The sequence below is a fragment of the Vibrio sp. Vb0888 genome (assembly GCF_033338835.1).
GTDB classification, from domain to species: domain Bacteria; phylum Pseudomonadota; class Gammaproteobacteria; order Enterobacterales; family Vibrionaceae; genus Vibrio; species Vibrio alginolyticus.
Genome location: NZ_JAWOTL010000011.1, coordinates 150,149 through 169,002, shown reverse-complemented (window position 1 = coordinate 169,002; position 18,854 = coordinate 150,149). Strand labels below are relative to the sequence as shown.

Annotated in this window: 14 protein-coding genes; 8 read left to right on the top strand and 6 right to left on the bottom strand. The window is 44.7% G+C overall.

Features of this window, described 5'->3' with window-relative positions; genetic code table 11:
- Positions 1-15: 15 nt before the first annotated feature.
- Positions 16-1,521, bottom strand: a complete 1,506-nt coding sequence (ppx, locus tag R7P72_RS16340; protein ID WP_033905789.1) for an exopolyphosphatase — start codon at positions 1,519-1,521, stop codon at positions 16-18.
- Positions 1,505-3,595 carry a polyphosphate kinase 1 gene (gene ppk1, locus R7P72_RS16335; protein WP_005381748.1) on the bottom strand — a complete coding sequence of 697 codons (2,091 nt, stop codon included), beginning with the start codon at positions 3,593-3,595 and terminating at the stop codon, positions 1,505-1,507. The genes ppx and ppk1 overlap by 17 nt, the downstream gene beginning before the upstream one ends.
- Before the next feature lie 207 nt (positions 3,596-3,802).
- Here ppk1 and R7P72_RS16330 point away from each other — a divergent pair, with 207 nt between their 5' ends.
- From R7P72_RS16330 to phoU, 4 genes are read left to right on the top strand one after another with little or no spacing between them, the layout of a single operon-like run.
- Positions 3,803-6,007: an ABC transporter permease subunit gene (locus R7P72_RS16330; RefSeq protein ID WP_047102164.1), complete on the top strand. Its 2,205-nt coding sequence runs from the start codon at positions 3,803-3,805 to the stop codon at positions 6,005-6,007.
- A gap of 30 nt (positions 6,008-6,037) precedes the next feature.
- Positions 6,038-7,711: a phosphate ABC transporter permease PstA gene (pstA, locus tag R7P72_RS16325; RefSeq protein ID WP_025768855.1), complete on the top strand. Its 1,674-nt coding sequence runs from the start codon at positions 6,038-6,040 to the stop codon at positions 7,709-7,711.
- Between the two features lie 2 nt (positions 7,712-7,713).
- The gene (gene pstB, locus R7P72_RS16320) at positions 7,714-8,532 is read left to right on the top strand and encodes a phosphate ABC transporter ATP-binding protein PstB (RefSeq protein ID WP_005381745.1); all 819 of its coding nucleotides are present in this window, start codon (positions 7,714-7,716) and stop codon (positions 8,530-8,532) included.
- A 30-nt stretch (positions 8,533-8,562) separates the two neighbouring features.
- On the top strand, positions 8,563-9,261 hold the full coding sequence (gene phoU, locus R7P72_RS16315; RefSeq protein WP_025768856.1) for a phosphate signaling complex protein PhoU: 699 nt from the start codon (positions 8,563-8,565) through the stop codon (positions 9,259-9,261).
- A gap of 62 nt (positions 9,262-9,323) precedes the next feature.
- Here the strand turns inward: phoU and ppk2 are convergent, their stop codons facing one another.
- From ppk2 to R7P72_RS16300, 3 genes are all read right to left on the bottom strand, one after another.
- Complete coding sequence (ppk2, locus tag R7P72_RS16310) at positions 9,324-10,100, bottom strand: polyphosphate kinase 2 (protein ID WP_005381743.1); 777 nt, start codon at positions 10,098-10,100, stop codon at positions 9,324-9,326.
- Between the two features lie 70 nt (positions 10,101-10,170).
- Positions 10,171-10,914 carry a copper homeostasis protein CutC gene (locus R7P72_RS16305; protein WP_148299889.1) on the bottom strand — a complete coding sequence of 248 codons (744 nt, stop codon included), beginning with the start codon at positions 10,912-10,914 and terminating at the stop codon, positions 10,171-10,173.
- 283 nt (positions 10,915-11,197) lie between these two features.
- Positions 11,198-11,809: a peroxiredoxin C gene (locus R7P72_RS16300; RefSeq protein WP_005381738.1), complete on the bottom strand. Its 612-nt coding sequence runs from the start codon at positions 11,807-11,809 to the stop codon at positions 11,198-11,200.
- 199 nt (positions 11,810-12,008) lie between these two features.
- Between R7P72_RS16300 and R7P72_RS16295 the strand changes: the two genes are divergently transcribed.
- From R7P72_RS16295 to aceA, 3 genes are all read left to right on the top strand, one after another.
- Complete coding sequence (locus tag R7P72_RS16295; RefSeq protein ID WP_005383681.1) at positions 12,009-12,914, top strand: hydrogen peroxide-inducible genes activator; 906 nt, start codon at positions 12,009-12,011, stop codon at positions 12,912-12,914.
- Positions 12,915-13,520: 606 nt separating this feature from the next.
- Positions 13,521-15,149: a malate synthase A gene (aceB, locus tag R7P72_RS16290; RefSeq protein WP_017820561.1), complete on the top strand. Its 1,629-nt coding sequence runs from the start codon at positions 13,521-13,523 to the stop codon at positions 15,147-15,149.
- 120 nt (positions 15,150-15,269) lie between these two features.
- A complete protein-coding gene (gene aceA / locus R7P72_RS16285) occupies positions 15,270-16,583 on the top strand; it encodes an isocitrate lyase (RefSeq protein ID WP_005381733.1) in 1,314 nt (437 codons plus the stop codon).
- A gap of 124 nt (positions 16,584-16,707) precedes the next feature.
- Here the strand turns inward: aceA and R7P72_RS16280 are convergent, their stop codons facing one another.
- A complete protein-coding gene (locus R7P72_RS16280) occupies positions 16,708-17,157 on the bottom strand; it encodes a CBS domain-containing protein (protein WP_017820562.1) in 450 nt (149 codons plus the stop codon).
- Positions 17,158-17,469: 312 nt separating this feature from the next.
- Here R7P72_RS16280 and R7P72_RS16275 point away from each other — a divergent pair, with 312 nt between their 5' ends.
- Entirely contained in the window at positions 17,470-18,636 is a 1,167-nt protein-coding gene (locus R7P72_RS16275; RefSeq protein WP_042521159.1) for a trypsin-like serine protease, read from the top strand.
- The last annotated feature ends 218 nt before the right edge of the window (positions 18,637-18,854 follow it).

Sequence of the window (18,854 nt, the reverse complement as noted above, 5' to 3'; positions counted from 1 at the left end):
ATGGACTGTACGAGATCAGAAAGTGAGTGTCCACTTCGCGCTGTCCCAACGTTCTTGTTCTTCCTGTAAATCCGCGTGAAGTAATTTATTGTTTTCTAGCCATGCTTCATCTGTGCATGTGAGAATCCATTCGTCATTTTTGATAGATAAGGTGATATCAGGCAATGGATCTTCATTACGCTGCCCATTTAATACGATAGAAAGTCGTAATATTTTGATGAGGCTTATAACGTCACTCTGTTTATAGAGGTTGAAATCTGGTAGTTCTTGCAATTTGAGCGCTTTACGCTGGAAGCGAGCTAATGTTGCGAGCACTAATTGCTGCTCACGGTTGAAGCCTTGTAGGGTGGAGTGCAACAGAATATAAAAAGAGTGGCGATGGAAACTACGCAAGTTGATACTTAATCCGACTTCATGAAGCAACGCTGCCCACTCTAGTAAGTCAAATAACTCACTCTTTTTCTTAATGCCTAGTTCAGAGCGTACCTGACATAACATCTCACGTGCATGCCCCTTCACACGAGCGGCATGCTCTAAGTCGACCCGGTGCTTGTTGGCTAAATTTTCTGTGGTGCGCATACGAATATCGGAGCGCGCAAAACGCTCTTCCATTTCGTACAACAGGCCTTCGCGTAGAGCACCATCGGAGAAAAACATTTGCTCAATGCGAAGCGCTTTGAAAATCGCGGACAAAATCGCTACGCCTGCTGCGAATACGGGTTTACGTTCTTCTGTTAGACCCGCCAGTTCAATATCTTCAATGGAATCAAATTTACACAGAGTTTCGATAAGTGTATCCAGTCGACTCGCTGTGATCAGGCCATCTTCAAAACCTAATCCTACTAGCACTTCTTGAATCGCTTTGATGGTTCCTGATGAGCCGAGAGCAATATCCCAGCCCTTTTTACGATATGTTGAAGCGATGGACTCGAGTTTTTGTTCGGCCGCTAACATCGCCTTGCTGAAGTTTTTTCCTGACAGTTTGCCGTTTTTAAAGTATTGCTCTGTAAAACTGACGCATCCCATCTGTTTACTGTTGAGAAGCTCAGGCTCAAATTCTTGTCCAATAATCATCTCGGTACTGCCGCCTCCGATATCGATGACTAGTTTGGAGTTGGATTCTACTTGAGTGTGCGCGACGCCTAAGTAAATCAGGCGGGCTTCTTCTTCTCCAGGGATAATTTCTATCGGGAAAGGCATCACTTCTTTCGCACGCTCAATGAAAAGGTGGGCATTTTTAGCGCGTCTTAGTGTGTGTGTGGCGGCGATACGTACATTTGACTCATCAAGCCCTTGCAGCCTCTCAGCGAACATGGCTAAGCATTCTAGCGCACGCTCCATTGCGGCGTGACTTAAGTTCAATTCACTGTCGAGTCCTGATGCTAAGCGAACACGTTGTTTATGACGACTAACCAGTTGTAGGTCACTGCCGACAACTTTGGCCACCACCATATGGAAACTGTTTGAGCCGAGGTCTATCGCGGCAATGTAGCGAGTATCTTGTTCAAGTATTTGAGGCATCTGAATTTTGTTTTCTAGTTTGCTTTTCTATATTTTTAAGATAGTCATAGATAGCGATTTGAGAGCGAACTTTTTTGCGATTACCTCGTGGTACGTAAGCGTTACTCATTTCTTTATCTATTAAACGAGCCTTTACTGTATCGGTAAAATGGATATTCGTTATATCAATAATTCTCTGTTTCAAACGTGGATCACGGACTGGTACTGCTACCTCGATACGGTGATCAATATTTCTTGTCATCCAGTCTGCGGAGGAGATATAAACTTGCGGATCGCCATCATTGTGGGTGATCACCACGCGAGGGTGCTCAAGAAAGCGGTCAACAATACTGATGATGCGAATATTGTCGCTGATCCCCTCAATGCCCGGTACTAATGAGCACATACCTCGAATGATCATGTTTATTTTTACACCGGAAGTACTTGCTCCATAAAGCTTATTGACGATGCCTTTATCGACTAGGTTATTGACCTTGATCGTAAGAGCGGCTTTTTTCCCTAGCTTGGCATTCGCAATTTCATTATCAATTAAGCGGTAGATTTGGGTTCGAGAATTACGAGGAGATACCATAAGGTGATTGAACTTCACTGGTCGGTATGGATTCTCAATGTAACCGAAGACATTACGGACTTCATTAGTGATTTCTTGATCTGCCGTAAGCAGGGAGAAGTCGGTATAAATTCGTGCCGTCTTCTCATGGAAGTTGCCTGTGCCGATGTGTGCGTAGCGAATAATTTCTTCACCTTCGCGGCGGCTAATCATCAGTAGCTTTGAGTGAATCTTAAGACCAGGCGCACCAAAGATGACGTGCACACCCGCTTCGGTTAATACTTTTGACCATTCGATATTGGCTTCTTCATCAAAGCGAGCTTGCAGTTCGACGACCACAGTGACATTTTTGCCGTTGTGCACTGCATCAATTAAAGAGTTCATCAAGCGAGAATCTTTCGCGACGCGATAAATGTTAATCTTGATACTAAGTACTTTGGGATCGAAGGAGGCTTGGCGCACTAACTCACTAATGTGGTCAAAAGTGTGGTAGGGATAATAGAGCAGAATATCTTTCGCTTTAATCGCGTCAAAGCTGTTGGCATAACCTTCGAAATCGGCACATTTCATTGGCGGGAGAGGTTTATTTTCAAGATACTCTCGTCCAACATTTGGAAAGCCGATGAAGTCTTTAAAGTTGTGATAGCGTCCGCCGGGGATAAGGTTATCGTAGTTAGAGATATTAAGTTTGTTACACAGAAACTCTAACATTTGAGGCGGCATATCGCGTTCGTAGACGAAGCGAACGGGCTTTGCTGTCAGTCGCTGATTGACACCCTCTGACATTTGTTCAAGCAAGCTGTACTCGATTTCATTGCGTAAATCGTATTCAGCGTCACGCGTCATTTTCATCGCATAGCCGCTAAGCTCATCATAATCAAAAAAGCCTTTGAACAGCTCGTCCAAACAGTGGCGGATAATATTATCAAGTAAGATGATGGTTTTTCGACGCTTTCCTTTCTGTTCTGGTACCATCACAAAGCGGGGAAGGTGATCGGTCGGAATTTCGATCAGAGCGTACTGGTAATGTTCTTCTTTACGCAGTTCTACGGCGATGTAAGCGTACTCGTCTTTGAGAAATTGCAGAACATCGATCTCGTCTTTCATTAGGAGGGGAGTGATATGCGGCATTACCTCTCTACGGAAGTATTTCGCGATCCACTTTTGTTGCGATTCATCCAGTTGTTGCTCGTTGACCAAGAAAATGCGACGTCGCGCCATTTCTCGAATCAACTCGCTGTAAAGCTCATCAAATTGTTCGTTAAGCTTTAGTGCTTTCGACTGCATTTTGGTTAACAGTCGTTTAGGGCTATCACTGCCACCGCGCTCTTGGCTGATTAGGATTCTGCGCTTCACGTCCGCAAAGCGTACTTTGTAAAATTCATCTAAATTGTTGGAAAAGATCCCAAGAAAGCGAATACGTTCGATCAAAGGGACGGTTTTATCGGCAGCTTCTTGTAATACTCGTTCGTTGAAAGACAACCAACTCAGTTCTTTTTCTATATATAGTTTTTCTGCGCTCATAACCTTACCTAGCCAAAAGTGAAGTATTACGTACTCATCTTGGAAAAATGGATGAGTGAGAACATTATGAGATTTTCATTACAGATTTATTTCATACCACGCATTGCATAAGAGTTGTATTCTTTTCAGGTGTTTAATGTGATCTGTAATATAATTGTCATCTTAACGACATATTCTAGTACTAAGTCAAAAAAGGTAGAGATTTAAATGGCACAAGCCGAGTTTTCATTGCAGGAAAAAGATAAGAAACGACTGATAAAAGATCGTTTAGTTCGACTTGCAGTGACATCCGGTGGTGTCGGCGTACTCGCGGCGCTTATTTTGATCTTTGTCTACCTCGCCATGGTGATCATTCCGCTTTTTTCTGATGCGGAGATCAAAACCAACCAAGCCATTCGAGCCACTCATATTGAAACACCACTTGCGATTTCAGTGGATGATTACGCTCAGCTTGCGTTCGTCCTAACCCAAAGTGGTGAGATTCAATATTTGTCGATGGACGAGCCTACGAAACCTGCGGTGTATACACAGCAAATCGTCCAGAAACCCGTCGCTTTCTCTCAATCTGCTCCTGGGCTAGGTTGGTATGGATTTGTTGATGGGCAGGGTAAAGCGAACCTTTTCAAGCCAGAATTTAATGCCACGTTGAGAGAAAATACACGTCCTCCGGAAGTGATTGAGCTAGACACCAGCATGGATCTGACACTAAGTACGCCTCAAGATCCTGTGACTCAGTTTGTATTCGCAGCTTCGACGCCCTTACCAACGGTTGTTTGGCAGACACAAAGCGGTGAAGTGAAAGCTCGCTGGCAAGTGGCTTCGTCTTTGGGTACGCCTCCTACAACGATTGATTTTACGTTCTCTTCAGGTTTTGATACGCCTCAGCAAATGTTATTGACACCTGACGGTGAAACGCTTTATTTGCGCGATGGCTCTGAGTTGATCGTGTTAAAGAAAACCGCACGTAAATTTGCTGTGCGAGAGGTGGTCGATCTCACTCAAGGTGATAAGAAGCATTCCGTTCGTACGATAGACTTATTGGCTGGTGCTTACTCGCTTTTGGTGACGCACAACGATGGTCGGGTGTCGCAATGGTTTGATACGCTGCAAGAAGAAAAACGCACGTTAACGCATATTCGTGATTTTAAATTGGCGTCAGAGCTTAAGTATTTGTTGCCGGATTCTCATCGAAAAGGATTTTATAGCTTTTACACCAACGGCACGTTGCAAAGCCATTATACAACCAGTGAAAAACTGGTGTTGTTTAAGCGTGCGTACAATCAAGCGCCCGCAATCGCAGCAATGTCTAACAATGAACGCTACTTAATCACTTGGCAAAATAATGCGTTAAATGTTGCGGAAGTGGACAATGCCTATCCGGAAATTTCATTGTCTTCATTATGGCAAGAAGTGTGGTACGAAGGGTATCCTGAGCCTGAATTTGTGTGGCAATCGACTTCGGCGAGCGATAACTTTGAGGCTAAGTTCAGCCTAGTACCTATTGCGTTTGGAACGATAAAAGCGGCGATGTTTGCGATGCTGTTTTCAGTACCGCTCGCAGTGCTAGGTGCTATTTATACGGCTTACTTTATGTCGCCACGCATGCGTCGTGTAGTAAAACCGTCGATTGAGCTAATGGAAGCACTGCCAACGGTGATCATAGGTTTCCTCGCGGGATTGTGGTTCGCGCCTATTGTCGAAGATCATTTGATTACGATCGTCGTTATGCTGTTTGTTTTGCCCTTGAGCACCATGATTATGGGCGGGCTATGGGCATTAATACCGCAACCTTTGCGGAATCGTCTGCCTAATGGTTGGCATGCTTTAGTGCTCATGCCTGTCATATTGGTACTGATTGGGCTTGGAGTGTGGATTTCGCCTACGATTGAGCAGACGTTCTTTGGTGGCGATATGCGCTTATTCTTAACCGAGCATGGTATTGGTTACGATCAACGCAATGCATTGGTGGTGGGGTTAGCGATGGGGTTTGCTGTTATCCCGACGATTTTTACCATTGCCGAAGATGCCATTTTCTCTGTACCGAAGCATTTATCGGATGGCTCTTTGGCATTAGGGGCCACGCCTTGGCAAACTTTAATCTATGTTGTCTTGCTTACTGCAAGCCCAGGTATTTTTTCTGCCATTATGATGGGCCTGGGACGCGCTGTTGGCGAAACCATGATTGTATTAATGGCAACGGGCAATACGCCATTAATGGATTGGAATATTTTGGAAGGATTGCGCAGCCTGTCGGCGACCATCGCCGTTGAGTTGCCAGAGTCGGAAGTTGGAAGTTCGCATTATCGCCTGCTGTTCCTAGCTGCATTGATTTTATTTGTGTTTACGTTTGCAGTAAACGCGCTTGCGGAGTGGGTTCGTCAGAGACTGAGAGATAAGTACCGTGCGTTGTAATAATGGTTTGAATAAAGAGCGAGTAATAACGTGTTAAATTGGATTCGTTCTGGCGCACCGTGGATATGGCTAACAGGCGGTGCAGTCAGCATCAGTTTGTTGTCGGTATTAGGGTTGTTACTCCTTATCGGCTGGAAAGGCCTGACTTACTTTTGGCCAGCGCCTTTGTATCAGTGGAATGTTGCAGCGCTGACTCCTGTACAAGGTGAAGTGCTACATGAAAATACTATTCTGATTGGTCAAGTGTATGAGCGCAGCTTTGTACCGAAGAGTTATTTGCCTGAAAGCGCAGCACAACAGTTAGAAGACGATGAAGATTTTGCCACGCGACTCAACATCAAAATCGCTAACCGAGAGTTGTATCCCGCCGATTTTATCTCCGTATTGCAAATGCAGTTGGATGAGCCCACGACGCCAAAAGAGTGGGCGGTGATAGAGCGCAGTAGCGGTGGTTATTTCTTTGGTAAGCTGGTGGCGTTTCAAGATGGCGATAATATATACACCAGTGATATTCAATCGATACTAAATAAAAAGCTTGATGATGCAGAAACTCTGCGCCATGAGATTGATTCTTTGGTGGTCGATCAGCTTAAAGAGCTTGGTTGGAAGCTAGAGCAGTTGCGATTAGAAAAGCGCAAGCATGAATTGAATGACACGCTGACAGAAAGCTTCTTAAAGGAAAATCAGACGAAAAAAGAGCAGATAGAAAAAGCGCTTGCGACGTTAGATTTGCAACTTGATGGTTTACGACTTCAGCTCTCTGACTATGCCTTGATTGCCGAGGATATGACGGGGTCACAAGTATCGATTCCGCTCGAAGACATTTTGGACTACTGGTATCCAAACCAAATGTCACTGCCTGATAAAGTCATGCATTGGGGAAAACAGGTTTGGAAGTTTTTATCTGAAGATCCAAGAGAGTCTAACTCCGAAGGAGGCGTGTTCCCTGCGATATTTGGTACGGTTTTCTTAGTACTCATCATGTCGATCATTGTGATGCCACTCGGGGTGATCGCCGCTATCTATCTACATGAATACGCTAAGAATAACGCTCTAACCAGAGTTATTCGTATTGCGGTTATAAACCTAGCGGGTGTTCCATCGATTGTTTATGGCGTGTTTGGTTTAGGTTTCTTCGTTTATACGATTGGTGCCTCTATCGACAACGTATTCTATGCGGAGAAGCTACCGGCACCAACCTTTGGTACGCCGGGTTTGTTATGGTCTGCACTAACTCTTGCCGTGCTGACGCTTCCAGTTGTGATTGTGACTACTGAAGAAGGTTTAACTCGTATTCCGAGCTCAGTACGACATGGTTCTCTGGCGCTTGGTGCAACTCAGTTCGAAACACTATGGCGTGTGGTTTTACCTATGGCGACGCCAGCTATTATCACAGGTTTGATCCTTGCGATTGCACGTGCAGCTGGCGAAGTAGCGCCACTGATGCTGGTGGGGGTCGTGAAATTGGCATCCAGTTTACCGGTTGACGGACAATTCCCTTATGTGCATTTGGATAGAAAGTTCATGCATTTAGGTTTTCACATTTACGATGTTGGCTTTCAAACCTCCAACATCGAAGCGGCGCGACCATTAGTTTATGCCACCTCTTTCTTACTCGTGACAGTGATTGTCGGGCTAAACTTAACAGCAATCAGTATTCGCAATAATTTACGAGAAAAATACAGAACGTTAGGACAAGATTAAGTATGTTTAATTTTGATAGTACATTAGGTTATGAGCCACCATTGGATGTTCATAATTTAACGGATGAACAAACAGCCATCTCAATCGAGAACCTTAATCTGTTCTATGGTCAAACTCAGGCGCTGCATGATATTTCGATGCGAATTCCCAAAGGGCGAGTCACCGCTTTTATCGGTCCTTCAGGGTGTGGAAAGTCGACGTTATTACGTTGCATCAATCGCATGAACGACTTAGTGGAAGGGTGTCGAGTCACAGGCAAAGTGCGTCTCCATGGCAAGAATGTTTATCATCCTAATGTCGATGTTGCGACACTTCGACGCCGAGTGGGGATGGTGTTTCAAAGACCCAATCCATTTCCTAAGTCTATTTATGAAAATGTAGTTTATGGCTTACGCTTACAAGGTGTAAAAAACAGCCGCAGTTTAGATGACGCAGTGGAGCGATCCTTGCGCTCGGCGGCGTTGTGGGATGAGGTAAAAGACCGCTTGCATGAGAACGCATTTGGTTTATCTGGTGGTCAGCAACAGCGCTTGGTCATTGCGCGTGCGGTGGCGATTGAGCCGGAAGTCCTGTTATTGGACGAGCCAACATCAGCGTTGGATCCAATCTCAACTTTAACTATTGAAGAGCTTATCAATGAGCTGAAGACTCAATATACTGTCGTTATCGTTACCCATAACATGCAACAAGCGGCGAGAGTGAGCGATCATACTGCATTCATTCATATGGGTAAGTTAATTGAATACTCTGACGCGGACTCGATCTTCACTTCGCCAATGAAGAAACAGACCGAAGATTACATTACGGGTCGCTACGGTTAAGTCGCGACTCTATACGGAATAAGGAACATCATGCACTTTGGACGTCATATTTCAGGACAATTTAACGTAGAGCTAGAATCGATTCGTACTCATGTATTAACCATGGGTGGCTTGGTAGAACAGCAGCTTTCGTATGCTATTCAAGCCTTGCATAAAGAAGACATCGAACTGGCGCGTAAGGTTGTGCGTGACGATCATAAAGTGAATGCGATGGAAGTCTCGATCGATGACGCCTGTACACGCATTATTGCTAAGCGTCAGCCAACGGCAAAAGACTTGCGCTTAATCATGGCTATCATCAAAACGATCACGGATTTAGAACGCATCGGTGATGTGGCGACACGCATTGCTTACGTTGCCATTGAAAGCCCATCATCAAAAGAACGACAATTCCAAGTGTCGTTAGAGCCTCTCTGCCGTCAGGCAATTAATATGCTGCATCAGGTTTTAGACGCGTTTGCCCGTATGGATGTAGAAGCGGCAGCAGAGGTGCACAAACAAGATGACAAACTAGACGCCGCGTATGAAGCGGTGATTCGTCAGTTGATGACTTACATGATGGAAGATCCAAAAAATATCCCTAATATTCTGCAAGTGATGTGGTCTGCACGCGCGATTGAACGCGTGGGGGACCGCTGCCAGAACATCTGTGAATACATTATTTACTTTGTGAAAGGGAAAGATGTACGCCACCTAGGTGATCAAAGTATTGATGACGTACTGAAGTAACTGACTTCAACAAATAGACCAGCTTTTAGGCTGGCCTATTTATTAGAGAGAAGGAAAGCACGTCAATATTTATCAGGAACGAAGGTCTGATCATCAATGGGCGCTCTGACGTAACCTTCTTTATTGAGTTCAGGTAATTCGATGGGTGAGTACTCAAGTGCTTTGTAGTCAATCTGGCTTAGTAAATGACTGATACAGTTCAAGCGCGCTTTCTTTTTGTCATCAGAAGGGACGACCCACCAAGGGCAGTTTTTCGTGTCTGTATAGGCAAACATCTTATCTTTTGCTTCCGAATACTCCGCCCAGCGATGACGTGACTCTAAATCCATTGGGCTGAATTTCCAACGTTTGATCGGCGTATTAATTCGACCTAGAAAACGTTTTTCCTGCTCTTCGTCTGAAACCGAAAACCAATACTTAATCAGAATAATCCCAGATCGTTGCAACATTCTCTCGAATTCAGGGCAAGAGCGTAAAAACTCCTCGTATTCGTCTGGAGTACAGAACCCCATGACTTTTTCGACACCTGCTCGGTTATACCAACTTCGGTCAAATAAAACGATTTCACCAGCAGATGGTAAATGAGCGACGTAACGTTGGAAGTACCATTGCGTTTTTTCTTTTTCTGTCGGTGCAGGCAGAGCCACTACGCGACAAACACGCGGGTTTAGCTTTTCTGTAATTCGCTTTATCACTCCGCCTTTGCCCGCAGCATCACGTCCTTCAAACAGAACCACCACTTTTAACCCTTTGTGTTTGACCCACTCTTGAAGTTTTACGAGCTCAACTTGAAGGTTTTTGAGCTCCTTTTCGTATTCCTTTTTCTTCAATTTAGACATACACATTTCCTCACTCCTTGATAAACAATATGTTAGCACTCAAAAGCTATGCGCGTGAGGTTACGGTGGTCTATTTGAGAGCTGCTACGACATCGGTAATGGCTTGTGTACTTGTGATGGGGATTAAAAAATCATCGACATCGGATGCGCCCATTTTGCTTTGTTCAGCAACAAAGGTCATTTGGCTAGGGCGTGTGGTTTTGCCTGACAGATGGATTTCAGGAACTTGAGTGTCTTCTACTAGCTCACGTACGTTACTCGCATTAACGCCAGCACCCGCCATGATTGCTATGCGTCCTTGGGCTTGCTTAACCAAAGCTCTAAGCACATCGATCCCTTGTGGTGCTGAAGGCGCAAGACCGGAGGTTAAAATACGTTCACAACCTAAGCTGATCACTTCTTCCAAAGCTTTTTCAGCGTCACGACACTGGTCAAAGGAACGATGGAAGGTCACGCCTAAGCCAAGCGCTTGAGCAAATTCACACAGCGCAGCCGCGTAAGGCATATGAATATCACCGTCTTGAGTGAGCACGCCGAACACGACACCGCTCAAGCCTGATTGGTGAGCTGCTTCAATATCCCAACGCATCATTTCGATCTCTTCTTCATTGTAGAAGAAGTCACCTTGGCGTGGGCGGATCATGGCATAAACTGGAACACTAGAAAGCTTAGCCGCTTGCTGCATAAAGCCATAACTGGGTGTTAGTCCGCCTAAAGCCAAAGAGGAGCAAAGTTCAATCCGAGTGGCGCCGCCAGCAATGGCGTAGTGCAGAGATTCAATATTATCAATACAGACTTCTAGGTGAGTAACCACGTTCATTCATCCTGCTAACGTTACAAATAAGTGTTGTGGCTAAGATATTAACAGGGCCAGTAAGCAGAATCTGTATGGAGGGGATGATAAATAGAGGTAAAGTTTACGCTAAAGCGTTACCTCATTTTGGCGGTTTATCTGAAGGAAAAAGAAAGCCCAGAGCAGAGGCTCTGGGCTTTGATAGGACTTTACTTAGACTGATTGGCGTTTGCGGTTTTCCGCATTAGCTTATTGCTTTATATACATCCAACCATCACACCCGTTGAGCTAGGGTGAAGGTCTATTATTTTTTGCCTAGGTCAGCTGCGTGCTCAGATAGGAACGCTGCAACACCTTTTGGAGATGCGTCCATACCTGCTTTACCTTCTTCCCATTGTGCAGGACATACTTCGCCGTGCTTCTGGTGGAAGTTAAGAGCGTCAACCATGCGTAGCATTTCGTCGATGTTACGGCCTAGTGGTAGGTCGTTAACTACTTGGTGACGTACAACGCCTTCTTCGTCGATTAGGAAAGAACCACGGAAAGCAACGCCTGCTTCTGGGTGCTCAACGTCGTAAGCTTTACAGATTTCGTGCTTAACGTCAGCAACTAGTGGGTACTTAACTTGACCGATACCGCCATCTTCGATAGCAGTGTTACGCCATGCGTTGTGAGAGAACTGAGAATCGATAGAAACACCGATTACTTCAACACCTTTAGCTTGGAAGTCAGCTAGACGGTTGTCGAATGCGATTAGCTCAGATGGGCAAACGAAAGTGAAATCTAGTGGGTAGAAGAATACTACTGCTTTCTTACCTTTAGTGAACTCTGCAAAGTTGAAGTTTTCAACGATTTCACCGTTACCTAGAACAGCTGCTGCAGTAAAATCAGGGGCTTGACGACCTACTAGTACCATTTTTTTGCTCCTAAAAAGTATGGTTAGCTCCAAACCGAATTCAGTTGTGTCGGTTTGGTTCGTGTTTGTACGAGACAAACTATAGTACAGATTGTAGTATTGAAAAAAGCGAAATAAATAGATTGAGTTAATCGAAAAAAACGATAATAACAAAACTCTTAACTCGATCACTGGAACGGCGGTAGATACAAATACAATTATGAATAAATGGCCCAGTTTGAAGCAGTTACACTATTTAGTCACACTGCATGAAACAAGACATTTTAGTGACGCTGCAGAGCGTTGTTTTGTCAGTCAGTCGACTTTAAGTAAGGGTATTCAAAACTTAGAGGAGTTGATTGGCTGTCCATTATATGAAAAGAAAGACAAGAAAAGTCCACTGGTTTTTACCCAAACAGGAGAAATGGTAGTAAAGCAGGGGCGAGAGCTGTTAGCAAAAGGGCAAGATTTGGTCGAGCTTGGACGTATGTGCCAAGGCGACGATATGCAAGGCCAGCTAAAAGTAGGATGCATACCAACAATTGCTCCGTTTTTACTGTGTGATTTGGTACAAGAGGTGAACTACCGTTTCCCACAACTGAACCTTTTATTAAGAGAAGACACGACGACAAACTTACTCCAAGCGCTCAGACATGGTGAGCTGGATGTGCTTATTTTAGCGTTACCAGTCGAAATTGATGGGATGGAAAGCCGAGTAGTGGGTAAGGATCCGTTTCGAATGGTTATAAGCGCTAATCAAGCCCAATCGGTCCCTGTGCCGATTCGTTACGCGGATTTACCTGACGAATCCGTCTTTCTACTAGAGAAAGAACATTGCTTAACGGAACATGCGGTATCAGCGTGTAAATTAACAGACAAAGAAAAAATCAATCCGTTTACGGCAACCAGCCTCCATACACTGGTGCAAATGGTTGCGAATGGTTTGGGAACAACGTTCATTCCTCAAATGGCTATCGACCATGGCTTGCTGCATAACCAGAATTTAGTCGTGATCGATCCTCCAGGTAAACAAGCTTATCGCGAAATCGGCTTAGTTTGGCGTCCGAGCTCGTCAAGAACGAAAACATTTAATCAACTTGCAGAAGTCGTTTCAGAGCTGCTTTAGCTATTAGTATTAGCCCTTACTTCTCCATTATTTATCTAAAAGCGCACTGGAAACAGTGCGCTTTCTAGTATTTTATTCTGTTGGTAAACTTTGACTTGTAAAATTTTACAGCTCTTCTTTGATGAAGCTTTCATAAAATAGTGAAATTTCACAATGTTAATTTTACACAAAGCCCTGCATACCTTGTTTGACCCCTGTTTAAATCCATCTCTTCAGCCCTTGTGAATACAAGGTGTTTGTTTACCAGTCTATATTCATACGCTTGTTTGAAATGATAAAACGACTTTAAATTTAATGTAATTTTATTACGTAATAACTTACAAAATAAGGCGCTTGATAGATGGTTTTTACCTTGCGGGATAAAACTTTGAATTTTCTGTTTTGTTTATATTGGGGGTTTCACTAAACCCTTTGTTGATATAGCTTATTTAAAGGCCGATACGACTTATGTCTAGATTGAAAATACACGTAGCATTACGCAATCTATCGGCATGGCTAGACGAGTTGAACACAAAGTTAAAGGATGTAATTTGTTGTTCATAACTTACAAATGTAGCTTTACGCTGACTGCCCAAGATTGATAAAGCACGTTAAGGATGAATGATTATGCTTGCTCAGACAGAACAAAAAACACAACAACTAAAGCAAACCCAAGGCATGCTTGAGGTGAATGGAGTCGTTGCTCCAGAACATCAAGCAATTTTCCCTGTTGAAGCCCAAACCTTTTTATCTCTACTGTGTGAAAAATTTGCCGGACGCGTTGAACAGTTGCTGGAAGCAAGAGAAGAGAAGCAAGCACGTATTGATGCTGGTGAGCTACCAGATTTTCTACCAGAGACACAAGACATCCGTGAAGGAAGTTGGAAGATCCTAGGAATCCCACAAGATCTGCAAGATCGCCGTGTGGAGATTACCGGACCAACTGACCGCAAGATGGTGATTAACGCACTGAATGCGAATGTAAAAGTGTTCATGGCAGACTTCGAAGATTCAATGTCTCCTGCATGGAGTAAAGTGCTGGACGGTCAAATTAACTTGCGCGATGCTGTTAATGGCACCATCAGTTACACCAATCCTGGCAATGGCAAACATTATCAGCTGGAAGATGACCCAGCGGTGTTGATCTGCCGTGTTCGCGGCCTTCATTTAAAAGAAAAACACGTTACGTGGCACGGTCAGATCATTCCAGGTGCGCTATTCGATTTCGCTCTGTATTTCTATAACAACTACAAAGCGTTACTTCAAAAAGGCAGTGGCCCTTATTTCTACCTTCCAAAACTGCAATCGCATCACGAAGCGAAGTGGTGGAGCGAAGTGTTCCATTTCACGGAAGACTACTTCGGTTTGGATACAGGCACCATCAAAGCGACTGTGCTGATTGAAACCTTACCAGCGGTATTCGAAATGGACGAGATTCTGTTCTCGCTTAAAGAACACATCGTTGGTTTGAACTGTGGTCGCTGGGATTACATCTTTAGCTATATCAAAACATTGAAAAAACACTCAGACCGAGTACTGCCAGATCGCCAAGTGGTAACGATGGACAAGCCATTCTTAAACGCTTACTCGCGATTATTGGTACGTACTTGCCATAAACGAGGTGCTTTCGCGATGGGAGGAATGGCCGCATTTATCCCAGCTAAAGACCCGAAAGAGAATCAAAAAGTATTAGACAAGATCCAGACTGACAAATCGTTAGAAGCTAACAACGGCCACGACGGTACTTGGGTGGCTCATCCAGGTTTGGCTGACACTGCTATGGAAGTCTTTAGTGCTGTGCTGGGTGAACGCACCAACCAGTTGGATGTGAGCCGTGCAGAGGATGCGCCTATTACAGCCGCTGAACTGCTTGAGCCTTGTGAAGGCGAGCGCACTGAAGGCGGAATGCGCCACAATATTCGCGTTGCGCTGCAATACATCGAAGCTTGGATTTCTGGCAATGGTTGTGTGCCGATTTACGGACTGATGGAAGACGCAGCAACGGCAGAAATCTCACGCGCCTCTATCTGGCAATGGATTCAACACGGCAAGTCGCTAGACAACGGATTAAAGGTCACTAAAGAGCTGTTCGAGCTCTATCTCAAAGAGGAGATTGAAGTCGTGAAGCAAGAAATTGGCGAGCAGCGCTACCATGCGGGTCGATTTGAAGAAGCAGCAGACTTAATGGCAAGGCTGACGACGAGCGATGAACTGACCAACTTTTTGACAGTTCCTGGTTATGACTACCTGGATTAATAAAGAATAACTGTAACACCAATAACGTGAAGGATTTTCAAGGCAGATAGGGAAGTACTGCCTGAGAACGGAAACTCAACGCACACGCATAAAGTGCAAATTATAAAGAGGGATAGACCAATGACTAACTTAACTCGCCGCCAACAAATTGAAGCTCTGGAAAAAGACTGGGCAACTAACCCACGCTGGAAAAATGTGAAGCGTACTTACACTGCCGAGGAAGTGGTGGAACTGCGTGGCTCTATGGTGCCTGCAAACACAATTGCACAACGTGGTGCAGACAAACTTTGGTCACTGGTCAACGGTAGTGCGAAAAAAGGTTACGTAAACTGTCTTGGTGCGCTAACGGGTGGTCAAGCGGTTCAACAAGCTAAAGCAGGTATTGAAGCGATTTACTTGTCAGGCTGGCAGGTAGCGGCGGATAACAACACCGCCTCGACGATGTATCCAGACCAATCTCTTTACCCAGTAGATTCTGTACCGTCAGTAGTAAAACGCATCAACAACTCATTCCGTCGTGCAGACCAAATTCAGTGGGCTGCTGGTAAGACGCCTGAAGATGAAGGTGGAATTGATTACTTCCTACCTATCGTAGCGGATGCTGAAGCGGGCTTTGGTGGTGTGCTTAACGCTTACGAACTAATGAAATCGATGATCGAAGCCGGTGCCGCGGGCGTTCACTTTGAAGACCAGTTAGCATCGGTGAAAAAGTGTGGCCATATGGGTGGTAAGGTATTAGTTCCTACGCAAGAAGCGGTACAAAAGCTCGTTGCAGCTCGTTTGGCTGCTGACGTAGCGGGTACAACAACATTAGTTATTGCTCGTACTGATGCGAATGCGGCGGATCTCATTACTTCAGATTGCGACCCATATGATAAAGACTTCATCGAAGGTGAGCGTACTCAAGAAGGTTTCTACCGCGTTCGCGCGGGTATCGACCAAGCTATCTCTCGCGGCCTGGCTTACGCACCATATGCAGACTTGATTTGGTGTGAAACGGCTACGCCATGTTTGGAAGAAGCACGTAAGTTTGCAGAAGCAATTCACGCTGAATACCCAGATCAATTGTTGGCGTACAACTGCTCGCCTTCATTCAACTGGGAGAAAAACCTAGATGCAGAAACTATTGCTAAGTTCCAACAAGAGCTTGCAGACATGGGCTACAAGTACCAATTCATCACGCTAGCAGGCATTCACAACATGTGGTTCAACATGTTTGAACTGGCGCACGCTTACGCTCAAGGTGAAGGTATGCGTCATTATGTTGAGAAAGTTCAGCGTCCTGAATTCCAAGCAGCTGAAAAAGGCTATACGTTTGTTGCGCACCAACAAGAAGTAGGTACAGGTTACTTCGATAGAATGACCAATACTATCCAAGGTGGTAACTCTTCAGTGACAGCATTGACAGGTTCGACCGAAGAAGACCAATTCTAATTGGCAGAGAAACACTTCCTTAATCAGCGTCAGTAATGGCATTTTGAGCGGCAACCCTGCCGCTCTTTTTTTCGTTTAACCGGTGTAAAAACGAAACTTACAACAAAGAGAATACGCTTGCGTACTACTCTTCCTGCTCGATTTCTTCAGGTTCCACTTCTTCTTGCAGTTCCAATAAGTTAATCGCAATCGTCACGAAGTCACTATCAGTAATAATGCCGACCAATCGACCTTTGGTGACAACAGGTAGACAGCCAACTTTATGCTTTTGCATATAGATAGCGCTCTCTTTGAGCCCCGCGATAGGCTCTGCCGTCATGATGTTGGTGTGCATCATTTCGTAGAGCGGTGTGTCTAAAGTAAAAGATTGTTCAGCCTCATCTGGGTGCAAGCTCGATTCTTGAGCAGCAAGAATGTCGCGTTGAGTCACCAAGCCTTGTAAGTGGTTATTGGCATCAACAACCGGAATGTGTCGAATATCAAGCGCATCCATCATGCTTTTTGCATCACGCAAGGTGTGCGTGCGCAGTAATGTATGAGGATTACGAGTCATCATGTCTTCAACCTTGATCATAGAGACCTCCAGCGGCATTGTCCTTCTCTTAAATATAGAGAATATTTTTCTGTATATCTGGGAGCTAACTCGTTTTTCATCAATTAAATAGCACAATGCTGATGGGCTGCGTAATCTGTGTTTTATTGGTGTTTTTATTAATTTGAATAAGTCGGTTTGTGTGCGAGTCAGTTGGCATTTTTAGTTGATATTGAATGTGTCCCCAAGGTAATCCAATGAATTGAATCGCACATTTTTATTCGCTGGATTTTCCAAGATTCTTCTCTCGAAGAAGATACGTCCAGGCTTACCAAATTGAAGACAGCAACCTAGATGAAACGAACAACGTGTAACAAACTTATTGCGCTGGCAGTGGCGGCATTCAGTGTGCCATCAACACAGGCGATTGTGTTAGGAGATGAACAAACCGATCCTGTTGACCGCGTTACTTTGCGAGCAAGTAATATGGCAGAGTTTCCGCTGTGTGGTGGAACGATGCTGACAGAGCAATGGGTACTGACTGCGGCGCACTGTGTGGTGATGGGACAAGGAACCAATGAAGCAACCTACTATGTGACCCCGCCGGGTGAGCTGTCGGTGAATGCGAATGTGTATGAACTTAATTCTGCAGGGCTTGATAACTTTTATCCGGTGTCTCACGTTGTGGTTCATCCGGATTACACCCGGATTTCAAAAGCTGAGACCGACAGTAATGGCAACGTGAAACCTATCCAAACCGGTTTAGATTCAGACATCGCGTTGCTGTATCTCACGCGCCCAGTGGCAAACGCGAGCTTTGCTGACCTAGCGAGTAAAGTTGACATGGAGAGTATCGAAGCACGTTTGGCGGCGGATTGGAACGATAATTACCTGACCAATCAACGTGTCGAAAATGTGCAAGTGTTTGGATGGGGGGCTACTCAGCCGGATGCTTCTGAACCTTCTAATACGCTCAAAACCACCATTAGCACATTTTTACCCATCGACAAATGTTATGAGCGTTTAGAAATTGGCAGCAGTTTTCCGGGGATCATTGATTCAAGAGACAACCAAACCAAAATTTGTACGCTACCAACACAAAACCATGTATTGGAGCCAGATAGCCATACTCAATATGGCAACTCTGCATGTAAAGGTGACAGTGGTGGCCCGTTGGTCGATGTGGCGACCGGCAAACAAATTGGTATTGTTAGTGGCGGCCCCCTTATTCTACCAACGTGTGGCTCTTTGACGATCCCAAGTTTCTACACCAAGGTGAGCCACTATTACGACTGGGTACAGTCTTACATCACTGCCGATGCGCCACCAAGTCGTTACATCATTGCGCCGAATTTTATCAAAAGTGCTAACAATGAAAGTGGTGACAATAAAGAGTGTCACGATGGCATTGCGACCAATAACTGTGATTTCAAAGGCTCAGATGATGAAGGTGGCAGTCTAGGGTTTTGGTTATTGGGTTTATTCGTGCCGTTATTCTTGTGGCGAAAGCGTGAGGTTTGATAGGGCGATTGGAATGCCAAACTAATAAGCAGCGGTATACGCTGCTTTACTTTTTTATGTTCTCTCTTTTGGGCTCAAATTAAAAATAGTGCTAAGTAATCGAGGCTTTTCACGTTTTATTACACTCTTCACCATGGCTTTTACTGCTATATTCTGGTGATTTGCTTGCTATTGCAGCATGTAAACATATACTAGTCTGCTGCGAAAAACTCGTCGCA

Excerpts from the sequence above, each read along its gene's own strand:
- ppx (WP_033905789.1), bottom strand. The coding sequence starts at position 1,521 with ATGCCTCAAATACTTGAACAAGATACTCGCTACATTGCCGCGATAGAC.
- ppk1 (WP_005381748.1), bottom strand. The coding sequence starts at position 3,595 with ATGAGCGCAGAAAAACTATATATAGAAAAAGAACTGAGTTGGTTGTCT.
- R7P72_RS16330 (WP_047102164.1), top strand. The coding sequence starts at position 3,803 with ATGGCACAAGCCGAGTTTTCATTGCAGGAAAAAGATAAGAAACGACTG.
- pstB (WP_005381745.1), top strand. The coding sequence starts at position 7,714 with ATGTTTAATTTTGATAGTACATTAGGTTATGAGCCACCATTGGATGTT.
- phoU (WP_025768856.1), top strand. The coding sequence starts at position 8,563 with ATGCACTTTGGACGTCATATTTCAGGACAATTTAACGTAGAGCTAGAA.
- ppk2 (WP_005381743.1), bottom strand. The coding sequence starts at position 10,100 with ATGTCTAAATTGAAGAAAAAGGAATACGAAAAGGAGCTCAAAAACCTT.
- R7P72_RS16300 (WP_005381738.1), bottom strand. The coding sequence starts at position 11,809 with ATGGTACTAGTAGGTCGTCAAGCCCCTGATTTTACTGCAGCAGCTGTT.
- R7P72_RS16295 (WP_005383681.1), top strand. The coding sequence starts at position 12,009 with ATGAATAAATGGCCCAGTTTGAAGCAGTTACACTATTTAGTCACACTG.
- aceB (WP_017820561.1), top strand. The coding sequence starts at position 13,521 with ATGCTTGCTCAGACAGAACAAAAAACACAACAACTAAAGCAAACCCAA.
- aceA (WP_005381733.1), top strand. The coding sequence starts at position 15,270 with ATGACTAACTTAACTCGCCGCCAACAAATTGAAGCTCTGGAAAAAGAC.
- R7P72_RS16280 (WP_017820562.1), bottom strand. The coding sequence starts at position 17,157 with ATGATCAAGGTTGAAGACATGATGACTCGTAATCCTCATACATTACTG.
- R7P72_RS16275 (WP_042521159.1), top strand. The coding sequence starts at position 17,470 with ATGAAACGAACAACGTGTAACAAACTTATTGCGCTGGCAGTGGCGGCA.